An 8,899-nucleotide genomic window follows, 5' to 3' on the forward strand; every position below is an offset into this window, starting at 1 on the left:
CGGGAGGGGAATAAAGAAGTACCCCCCTCCCGCGAGGGGAAGAGGGGTACCCCATAATCAATCGATCCGGGGCAGCGTTTCGAACTGGTGGTAAGGCGGCGGGCTCGACAGCGTCCATTCGAGCGTGGTCGCACCTTCGCCCCACGGGTTGTCACCGGCCTTCTTGCCCGCGAGCAGCGACCAGATCAGGTTGACGAAGAACACGCCCATGCCGACCGCCATCACCGCATAGCCGATGCTGGCGACCCAGTTCCAATGCGCGAGGCCATCGGTGTAATCCGGCACGCGGCGCTGCATGTTCTGCAGGCCGAGGAAGTGCATCGGGAAGAACAGCAGGTTCACGCCGATGAAGAAGATCCAGTAATGCAGCTGGCCGAGGAATTCGTTGTACATCCGGCCCGACATTTTCGGGAACCAGTAATAGAAACCCGAGAAGAGCGAGAAGACCGCACCCAGCGACAGCACATAGTGGAAGTGCGCCACCACATAATAGCTGTCCTGCATGTAATCATCGATGCCGCCATTGGCGAGCACGACGCCGGTAACGCCGCCGACGGTGAACATGAAGATGAAGCCGATCGCCCACAGCATCGGGGTCTTGAAGCTGAGCGAACCACCCCACATCGTCGCGATCCACGAGAAGATCTTGATCCCGGTCGGCACCGCGATCACCATCGTGGCGGCGGTGAAGTACATCTTGGTGTTGACGCTGAGGCCCGTGGTGAACATGTGGTGCGCCCACACGACGAAGCCGACCACGCCGATCGCGACCATGGCATAGGCCATGCCGAGATAGCCGAAGACGGGCTTTTTCGAGAAGGTCGAGATCACCTGGCTGACGATGCCGAAACCCGGCAGGATCATGATGTAGACTTCGGGATGGCCGAAGAACCAGAACAGATGCTGGTACAGGATCGGGTCGCCGCCTTTTGCGGGATCGAAGAAGGCCGTGCCGAAATTGCGGTCGGTCAGCAGCATGGTGATGGCCGCAGCCAGCACCGGCAGCGAGAGCAGCAGCAGGAAGGCGGTGACCAGCACCGACCACACGAACAGCGGCATCTTGTGCAGCGTCATGCCCGGCGCACGCATGTTGAAGATGGTGGTGATGAAGTTGATCGCACCGAGGATCGACGAGGCACCCGCCAGGTGCAGCGCGAGGATCGCCATGTCGGTCGAGGGGCCAGGTTCGCCATAGGTCGAGAGCGGCGCGTAGAGCGTCCAGCCGTTACCGGCGCCGCCGAAGAAGGGCGAGGCGAGCAGCAGCGTGAAGGCGGGGATGAGCAGCCAGAACGAGATGTTGTTCATCCGTGGGAAGGCCATGTCGGGCGCGCGATCATGATCGGCACGAACCAGTTGCCGAAGCCGCCGATCATCGCGGGCATGACCATGAAGAACACCATGATGATGCCGTGCGCGGTGATCAGCACGTTCCACAGGTGCAGCGAATGATCGAGGCCCTGTTCGCCGCCGGGCAGGAAGCTCGCCCAATAGCCGAGATATTGAATGCCCGGCTGCGCGAGTTCGGCGCGCATCAGGCCCGAAATGCCGCCACCGATGATCCCCGCGACGATCGCGAAGATCAGGTACAGCGTGCCGATGTCCTTGTGGTTGGTCGACATGAACCAGCGCGCGAAGAACGACATTTCATGCGTGTCATGCGCATGGGCATCATCGTGATGCGCCTCGAAGGCGCTCGGGGTGAGGGCGGTGTCGGTCATGGCTTATTGTCCAGCGGTGACGACGGCGGCGGCGGGAGCCGCTGCGCCTGGGGTGGCAATCGAAGCGGTGGTGGCGGCAGCGGGGGGTGCGGCCGGCGCGGGGGCCGCGCCGGGCATGGTGCCGCCCTTGGCCTTGACCCACTGCGCGAACACTGCCGGGCTGACCGCCTCGACCGTGATCGGCATATAGCCATGCCGCGCGCCGCACAGTTCCGAGCAGACGCCGAAATAGACGCCGGGCTTGTTGATGGTGAAGCTGGTTTCGTTCAGGCGCCCTGGCACCGCATCGAGCTTGATCCAGAAGGCGGGGATCGCCCAGCTGTGGATCACGTCATTGGCGGTGGTAATCAAGCGGATCGGCACGCCGACCGGCAGCACGACGCGATTGTCGGTGGCGAGCAGGCGCGGGCCGTCGATCGCGGTACGCGCGCGTTCGCCCTTGCCGACTTCGCCCGCTTCCTTGAGCATGTTCGAGGTGATTTCGAACCCGCCATGGTCGGGATATTGATAGGTCCAATACCATTGGTTGCCGATCGCCTTCAGCGTCACCGCATTCTTGGGCGCGGGCTTGTACTGCGCCTGCAGCAGCCCGATCGACGGCAGAGCGAGGCCTAGCAGGATCAGCACCGGAATACCGGTCCACAACACTTCCAGGATGGTGTTGTGCGAGGTCTTGGACGCAACCGGATTGGCCGCGCGGCGGTAGCGCAGCGCCACCCAGCCGAGCAGCACCAGCACCAGGATACAAATGCCGGTGATGACGGGCATCAGCAGCGTGTTGTGAAACCACAGCGCCTGTTGCCCATTGGGGGTGACCTGCGGCTGGATGGTGATGAGACCATCGACCGGCTGGCCGACCTTGGGGTCGATCGCCATGGCCGGCGCGCCGTCGACCGCGAGCATGGGATCGTGCGACACTGCTGCGGCGGGTGTGGCGGGTGCGGCCGCCACCGGCTTCGCGGCTGGCGCAGCGGGTGCCGCCTGCGCCGCGCCGACGCTCAGCATCGCGAGCCCAGCTGCCAGTACGATCGATTTGATCCCGATCATGTGCATCCCCTGCGTCTACCCCTATCAATCGCCCCGATCGTGCGGGGCCGGACGGGGCAGATATGTGCCCTCTATCTGGTGTCTATACGCAGGGGATGCCGGGGCCTCAAGCCGCGCGGCACCTTTTTTGGCGCAATCGTTGCACCGCCGCCCCCCGGACCCTAATCAGGCGTCCCATTCCGCAGGATCAGAAACGATGACCACCACGATGACCGACGATGATGTTCTGGCCGAATTCCGCGCCGCCGAGGCGTTGCTGGAGGGGCATTTCATCCTTTCGTCCGGCCTGCGCTCGCCGCGCTATTTGCAATGCGCGCGCGTGTTGATGGACCCGGCGCGCGGTAGCCGTCTGGCAACGGCGCTGGCTGCCCGCCTTCCCGTCGAGATTCGCGACAGCATTGCGGCCGTGGTGTCGCCCGCGATGGGCGGTGTGATCGCCGGGCATGAAATGGCGCGCGCGCTGGGGGTGCCTGCGATGTTCCTCGAACGGCCCGAGGGCGTGTTCGAGCTGCGGCGCGGCTTCCGCCTCGCGCCCGGCACCAAGGTGCTGATGATGGAGGATGTCGTGACCACCGGCCTGTCCTCGCGCGAGGCGATCGCGGCGATCGCCCGGGCGGGAGGGGAAACCGTGGCGGCGGCGGCTCTGGTCGATCGTTCGAACGGCACCGCCGAGCTGGGCGTGCCATTCTTCCCGCTGATCCGGCTCGACGTGCCGACCTACGCCGCCGATTCGCTGCCGCCGGAACTGGCGGCGATCCCCGCTATCAAGCCCGGGAGCCGCGCGGCGTGAGCGCCCCGCTCCGCCTCGGCGTCAACATCGATCACGTCGCCACCGTCCGCAATGCGCGTGGGTCGGGCTATCCCGATCCGGTGCGCGCGGCGTTGCTGGCGGCGGAGGCGGGGGCAGACGGCATCACCGCGCATCTGCGCGAGGACCGGCGGCACATTACCGACGACGATATTACGCGCCTTTCAGCCGAATTGACGATCCCGCTCAACCTGGAAATGGCGGCGACCGACGAGATGTTGGCGATCGCCTTGCGGCACCGCCCCCACGCCGCGTGCATCGTGCCCGAAAAGCGCGAGGAGCGGACCACCGAGGGCGGGCTCGATGCGGCGGGGCAGTTCGCCACGTTGGCACCGTTGGTGGCGGCGTTGCGCGAGGCAGGCATCCGCGTCTCTCTGTTCATCGAACCCGATGCGCGGCAGATCGACGCGGCGATTCGCCTGGGCGCGCCGGTGGTGGAGCTGCACACCGGGCGCTATGCCGAGCTCGAGGGCGAAGCGCAGGCGGTCGAACTGCGCCGTTTGTCGGATGCGGCGGCTTTGGCGGCGCGCAACGGGATCGAAGTCCATGCCGGGCATGGCCTGACCTATGCCAATGTCGCGCCGATCGCGGCGATCCCGCAAGTGCGCGAGCTCAATATCGGGCATTTCCTGATCGGCGAGGCGCTGTTCGTCGGGTTGGCGACCAGCGTGCAGCAGATGCGCGCGGCGATGGACGCGGCGCGGTGATCGGCGGCGTACCTTCTCCCCTCCCGCTTGCGGGAGGGGGTGGGGGAGGGCCTGCGCCGACAAGCGTTACGGCGATGCTACACCCCTCCCCTAACCCAGTTTTGGGTCGGCTGTGCCCCCGGCACAGCCTGAGCAGGGCGGGGCGCTGCTCACCCAAAACTCGCACGCGGGAGGGGAATTCGGTATGATCATCGGGCTCGGCTCCGACCTGTGCAATATCGAGCGGATCCAGGCATCGCTTGACCGCTTCGGCGACCGCTTCGAGCAGCGCGTGTTCACCGATGTGGAGCGCACCAAGGCGGCGCGACGTCCGTTCACGAAGGCGGGCACGCTGGCCAAACGCTTTGCCGCGAAGGAAGCCTTTTCCAAGGCGGTCGGCACCGGATTCAAGCGCGGTGTGTTCATGAAGGACATTGGCGTGGTCAACGCGCCCTCGGGCGCGCCGACCTTGCTGCTGACCGGTGGGGCCAAGGCGAGGCTTGACGCGTTGACGCCCGACGGCCACGTCGCGGTGGTACATTTGACGATGACCGACGACCATCCCTGGGCACAGGCGCTGGTCGTCATTGAAGCGCGCGCAGTGGCTGAGCGCCCGAAGGACGAGACATGAAGGACGACTTGGCGCTGAGCACGACCGAAGCCGGGGAGCCCGGCGAAAGCGAGCGCGCCACCGCCTCCGCCGCCAAACCAAGCAAGACCGATTGGGCGTCCGAACTGCGCGGCATCCTGTGGCTGATCCTGGCGGTGCTCGGCTTCCACACCTTCATCGCCAAGCCCTTCTATATCCCGTCGGAATCGATGCTGCCGGGTCTGCTCGTCGGCGATCAGCTGGTGGTGAGCAAATTTCCCTATGGCTGGTCGTTTGTCTCGCCGACCTTCCACGTTTTTGCCGTTCCTTCATGGCCGCTTGCTTGGGCAGCTGCCCGAGCGGGGCGATGTCGTGATCGTCACGCCGCCGGGTACCGAGACCGACTATATCAAGCGGCTCATCGCTTTGCCGGGCGACCGCATCGCGGTGCGCGACGCATCGTCATCCTCAACGGCGTGCCGCTGAAGCGCGGGCCGCTGCATTATGTCGACATTCCCAATTATGGTGGCGCGCCGCTGGTGTCGGAACCCGGCGTGACCTGCGATCCGCTGCAATATCCCGGCGCGCTCCACACCGGGGCGGACGGCAAGAGCTATTGCCGCTTGCCGCTCTACACCGAAACGCTCCCGAACGGGCGGCATTATGAGACGGTCGATCTGGGGCCGTCGCCGGGCGATAACTACCCCGAAACGCTGATCCCGCCGGGGCATGTCTTCCTGATGGGCGACAATCGCGATCGCAGTGCCGACAGCCGCTTCAGCCTGGCCGAACAAGGGCTGGGTGGGCCGGTGCCGTGGGAATATCTCGGCGGTCGCGCCGAGTTCATCACCTTTTCCAAGACCGGGCTGGGGAGCTGGAATCCGTTGACCTGGGGCCAATCCTTCCGGGGCGGGCGTGCCGGCACCTCGCTCCATGCCGAGCGCGATAAATGAGCCAGGGTGCAAAGCCTGAACTGGTCAGCGAACCGGCCCCCAACGAACTGCGCGATCCCTTCGTGCGGCAGGAGCTGAAGCGCGCGACGATCTGGCTCGGGCTTGCGGGGGCGATCGCGCTGGCGGTGCTGCTGGTACAGCCGCTGCTGATCATCTTTGGCGGGCTTGTCTTCGCTTCGATGCTCGACGGCGGGGTGCGGCTGCTGCGCCGCGTGCTGCCGATCGGGCGACCGTGGCGGTTATTGATCGTGGTGGTTTTGACCGTCGCCTTCATCGTCGGGGTGATGTACCTGACGGGTGCGGGCATCACCGAACAGGTCCAGCAATTGCGCAGCACCTTGATGACGCAAGCGACCAAGCTGATGGACTGGGCGTCGCGCATCGGCATCATGCCAGGCAAGGCCGACCTTAATGGCATCGCGCAACAGGCGCTGGGCTCGTTCGGCAAGCTCACCTCCTATCTCGGTATCGCCTTCGGGGCCCTTGCCAGCCTGGTGATGGTGCTGGTGATCGGCCTGTTCATCGCGATGGAGCCGCGGCTGTATGAAAGCGGGCTGCAATGGCTGATCCCGCGCGACCAGCGCGCGCGCTTCGCCGGCACGATCGAGCAGATGGCGACAACGATGCGGCGGCTGTTGGCCGGGCGCTTGTTCGGTATGGCGCTGGAAGGCGTGATGACGGGCATTGCGCTCGCACTGGCGGGCGTGCCGATGGCGCTGGTGCTCGGCATCATCACCGGGATTTTGGCGTTCGTGCCCAATATCGGCGCGATCACCAGCGGCGTGCTGATGGTCGCGGTCGGGTTCAGTGCGGGGATGCACACCGGCTTCTGGGCGATCGCCATCTATGTCTTCATCCAGACGCTCGATGGCTATGTCGTCATCCCGATGGTGGCGCGGCGCACGGTGGATCTGCCGCCCGCGCTGACGCTGTCGATGCAGATTCTGGCGGGGACGCTGTTTGGCGTGTTGGGGCTGACCTTGGCCGATCCGCTGACCGCGATGATCAAGGTCGCGCTGGAGCGCAGCTCGGAGGCGGAAGGCGAGGACGAAGCGGCGGTAAAGGCATGATGCCGGTCCTTTACGATTATTGGCGCTCCTCGGCTTCCTATCGCGTGCGGATCGCGCTTGGCCTGAAACACGTCGCTTATGAACGGGTCGCGGTCGACCTGACGCAGGGTGAGCATCGGTCGGCGGCCTTTCTGGCGCGCAACCCGCAGGGGCTGCTGCCCGCGCTCGACATCGGAACGGTGGTGCTGACGCAGAGCCTAGCGATCATCGACTATCTCGACGCCATCCACAAAGCGCCCCCCATGGTTCCGGCTGACCCGGTCGCACGGGCGGCGGTGCTGGCACAGGCGCTGGTGATCGCCGCCGACCTTCACCCGATCGACAATTTGCGCGTGCTCAACCGGCTGACCAGCCAGTTCGGGGCAGATCAGGCCGCGCGCGAGGCGTGGTACGTGCACTGGATGGTCGAAGGCCTTGCCGCGCTGGAGGCGATGACCGCCGATGTGCCCGGGCCCTTTTTGGGCGGAGATATGCCGAATCTCGCCGATGTGTGCCTGGTGCCGCAGCTTTATAATGCGCGGCGCTTTTCGGTGTCGCTCGACGCTTTCCCGCGACTGCTCGCTGCCGACACCGCAGCCTCAAACGTCGCCGAGATCGCCGCGGCGCATCCCGATCGCGTCAAGCCGCAAGCTTGACCCGGCGATCCAGCACGACGCGGTCGAACAAATCGAGATAGGCGGCAGCGGCATTTTCGCCCGGCTGGGGCACAGGCGTCGGGCGTGCGCGCCCGGGAACCAACCAATCGTCGAGCGCTGCCACCAACGCCACACCATCGCCCGGCGGAACAATGCTGCCGAGCGACGGGTGGGTCACGATTTCGCGCACGGCGACGCTTGAATCGGTGGTCACCACCGGCGTGCCGACGGCGAGCGCTTCCCGCAACACGCCCGGCACCCCCTCGAAATCCGACACTAGCGCCAGCGCCGCCGCGCGCGCCAGAATCGGTGTCGGATCGGCGACATGGCCGGGCAGCAACACGCGGCCCTCCAAGCCAAGTCGAGCAACTTGCGCTTCGAGCGCGGCGCGCTCGCCGCCTTCGCCGATGATCACCAGCGCCAGATCGCGTTGCGCTACCTGACCAAAAGCGTCGATCAGCCGGTCCCAGCGCCTTTTGCGGGGCGAGTCGCCCTACTCCGAGGAGAAAGCGCCCGTTGGGCAAGGCGGGGATGCTCGCGCCAAGCACCGGACGCAGCGGCGGATTGGGGATGACGTGCAGCATCTCCGGTCGCGCACCCATTTCGATCCGTGCCTCGTCGGCCATGGCCGGGCTCATTGCGACCAGTTCGTCGACAAAGTGCGGATGCCAGCGCAGCCAGGTGCGATAGGCGGCGGCAAAGGCTGCGCCGTGATCGCGCCGTACCAGGGCATTGGAGATTTTCGCCACGATCGGCGGACAGCGGTGGCCGAGTCGCATCTTGGTCCACGCGGCCAGTGCCGAATAATGGTTGCCCGGGCAAAACAGGATGTCGGGCGCGATTTCCTCGGTCAACGCGGCAATGGCACCCATGCCAAGCATAGAGTGCCGTCCGAGGATGCGTGTTTCTATGCCGGTAGGCAGGTCGCGCGAAAGCGGCCCGGTTACGTCCCCGAGGACCAGCGTTACGCGTCGTCCCACTTCGCTCCAGCTACGGACCAGCCGCAGCAGCGCCTTTTCGACCCCGCCCCCATCAAGGGTCTGGGCGTAGGCGAGGATATGCGATGCGGGGGGGCGCGGGCTTAACATCGTTGGGTTTGTGTAACGTTGCTTTGTCGCAAATGTTTCCCGGCCCGTCGCGCATGACAGTTTTTTCAGAATTTTTGGGAAGGGCGCAACCCGGCACCTGGGGCCGCCGACGGCTCGCTTACTCGAGTGCTCCGCGCATCGCCGCACCCGCGACGAAAGGCGCGCCGGCCAGCAGCATCAGGCTGACCGCACCGAGCAGTTTGATCGCGCCGACACCGCCCTCCATCGACCCCGCGCCGAAAATCAACAGCGGTACGGCCAGCGGCAGCATTACCAGCCCCGCGACCGAGCCCGCGCCGCGCAGC

Annotated in this window: 7 protein-coding genes and 4 pseudogenes; 6 read left to right on the top strand and 5 right to left on the bottom strand. The window is 65.7% G+C overall.

What is annotated here, in order from left to right:
* Positions 1-57: 57 nt before the first annotated feature.
* Positions 58-1,718 (bottom strand): annotated as a pseudogene (gene ctaD / locus NW75_RS19210) (cytochrome c oxidase subunit I).
* Positions 1,719-1,721: 3 nt separating this feature from the next.
* Entirely contained in the window at positions 1,722-2,765 is a 1,044-nt protein-coding gene (gene coxB / locus NW75_RS19215) for a cytochrome c oxidase subunit II (RefSeq protein WP_033966933.1), read from the bottom strand.
* A gap of 208 nt (positions 2,766-2,973) precedes the next feature.
* Here coxB and pyrE point away from each other — a divergent pair, with 208 nt between their 5' ends.
* The 6 genes and pseudogenes from pyrE to maiA all read left to right on the top strand — a co-directional run bounded on the left by pyrE (position 2,974) and on the right by maiA (position 7,506).
* Complete coding sequence (pyrE, locus tag NW75_RS19220) at positions 2,974-3,555, top strand: orotate phosphoribosyltransferase (RefSeq protein WP_033966935.1); 582 nt, start codon at positions 2,974-2,976, stop codon at positions 3,553-3,555.
* Positions 3,552-4,280 (top strand): pyridoxine 5'-phosphate synthase, encoded by a 729-nt coding sequence (locus tag NW75_RS19225; protein ID WP_033966926.1) that lies wholly within the window; start codon positions 3,552-3,554, stop codon positions 4,278-4,280. Before pyrE ends, NW75_RS19225 begins: the two co-directional genes overlap by 4 nt.
* 184 nt (positions 4,281-4,464) lie before the next feature.
* Positions 4,465-4,890, top strand: coding sequence for a holo-ACP synthase (acpS, locus tag NW75_RS19230; protein WP_033966927.1), 426 nt, complete (start codon positions 4,465-4,467; stop codon positions 4,888-4,890).
* Positions 4,887-5,801, top strand: a pseudogene (gene lepB, locus NW75_RS19235) (signal peptidase I). The gene acpS and the pseudogene lepB overlap by 4 nt, the downstream one beginning before the upstream one ends.
* A complete protein-coding gene (locus NW75_RS19240) occupies positions 5,798-6,871 on the top strand; it encodes an AI-2E family transporter (RefSeq protein ID WP_033966928.1) in 1,074 nt (357 codons plus the stop codon). Before lepB ends, NW75_RS19240 begins: the two are co-directional and overlap by 4 nt.
* A complete protein-coding gene (maiA, locus tag NW75_RS19245) occupies positions 6,868-7,506 on the top strand; it encodes a maleylacetoacetate isomerase (protein ID WP_033966930.1) in 639 nt (212 codons plus the stop codon). Before NW75_RS19240 ends, maiA begins: the two co-directional genes overlap by 4 nt.
* On the opposite strand, the gene NW75_RS26940 is transcribed toward maiA, so the two are convergent.
* The 3 genes and pseudogenes from NW75_RS26940 to NW75_RS19255 all read right to left on the bottom strand — a co-directional run.
* Complete coding sequence (locus NW75_RS26940; protein ID WP_231565329.1) at positions 7,490-7,921, bottom strand: glycosyltransferase; 432 nt, start codon at positions 7,919-7,921, stop codon at positions 7,490-7,492. The genes maiA and NW75_RS26940 overlap by 17 nt on opposite strands.
* A gap of 208 nt (positions 7,922-8,129) precedes the next feature.
* Positions 8,130-8,594, bottom strand: a pseudogene (locus NW75_RS26945) (glycosyltransferase); the annotation flags it as partial.
* 118 nt (positions 8,595-8,712) lie between these two features.
* Positions 8,713-8,899: pseudogene (locus NW75_RS19255) on the bottom strand (heme exporter protein CcmB); the annotation flags it as partial.

Source organism: Sphingomonas sp. Ant H11 (genome assembly GCF_000797515.1).
In the GTDB taxonomy this organism is placed as follows: Bacteria; Pseudomonadota; Alphaproteobacteria; order Sphingomonadales; family Sphingomonadaceae; genus Sphingomonas.

Bases quoted from the DNA above. Each gene is read 5' to 3' on its own strand.
- coxB (WP_033966933.1), bottom strand. From the start codon at position 2,765: ATGATCGGGATCAAATCGATCGTACTGGCAGCTGGGCTCGCGATGCTG.
- pyrE (WP_033966935.1), top strand. From the start codon at position 2,974: ATGACCGACGATGATGTTCTGGCCGAATTCCGCGCCGCCGAGGCGTTG.
- acpS (WP_033966927.1), top strand. From the start codon at position 4,465: ATGATCATCGGGCTCGGCTCCGACCTGTGCAATATCGAGCGGATCCAG.
- NW75_RS19240 (WP_033966928.1), top strand. From the start codon at position 5,798: ATGAGCCAGGGTGCAAAGCCTGAACTGGTCAGCGAACCGGCCCCCAAC.
- maiA (WP_033966930.1), top strand. From the start codon at position 6,868: ATGATGCCGGTCCTTTACGATTATTGGCGCTCCTCGGCTTCCTATCGC.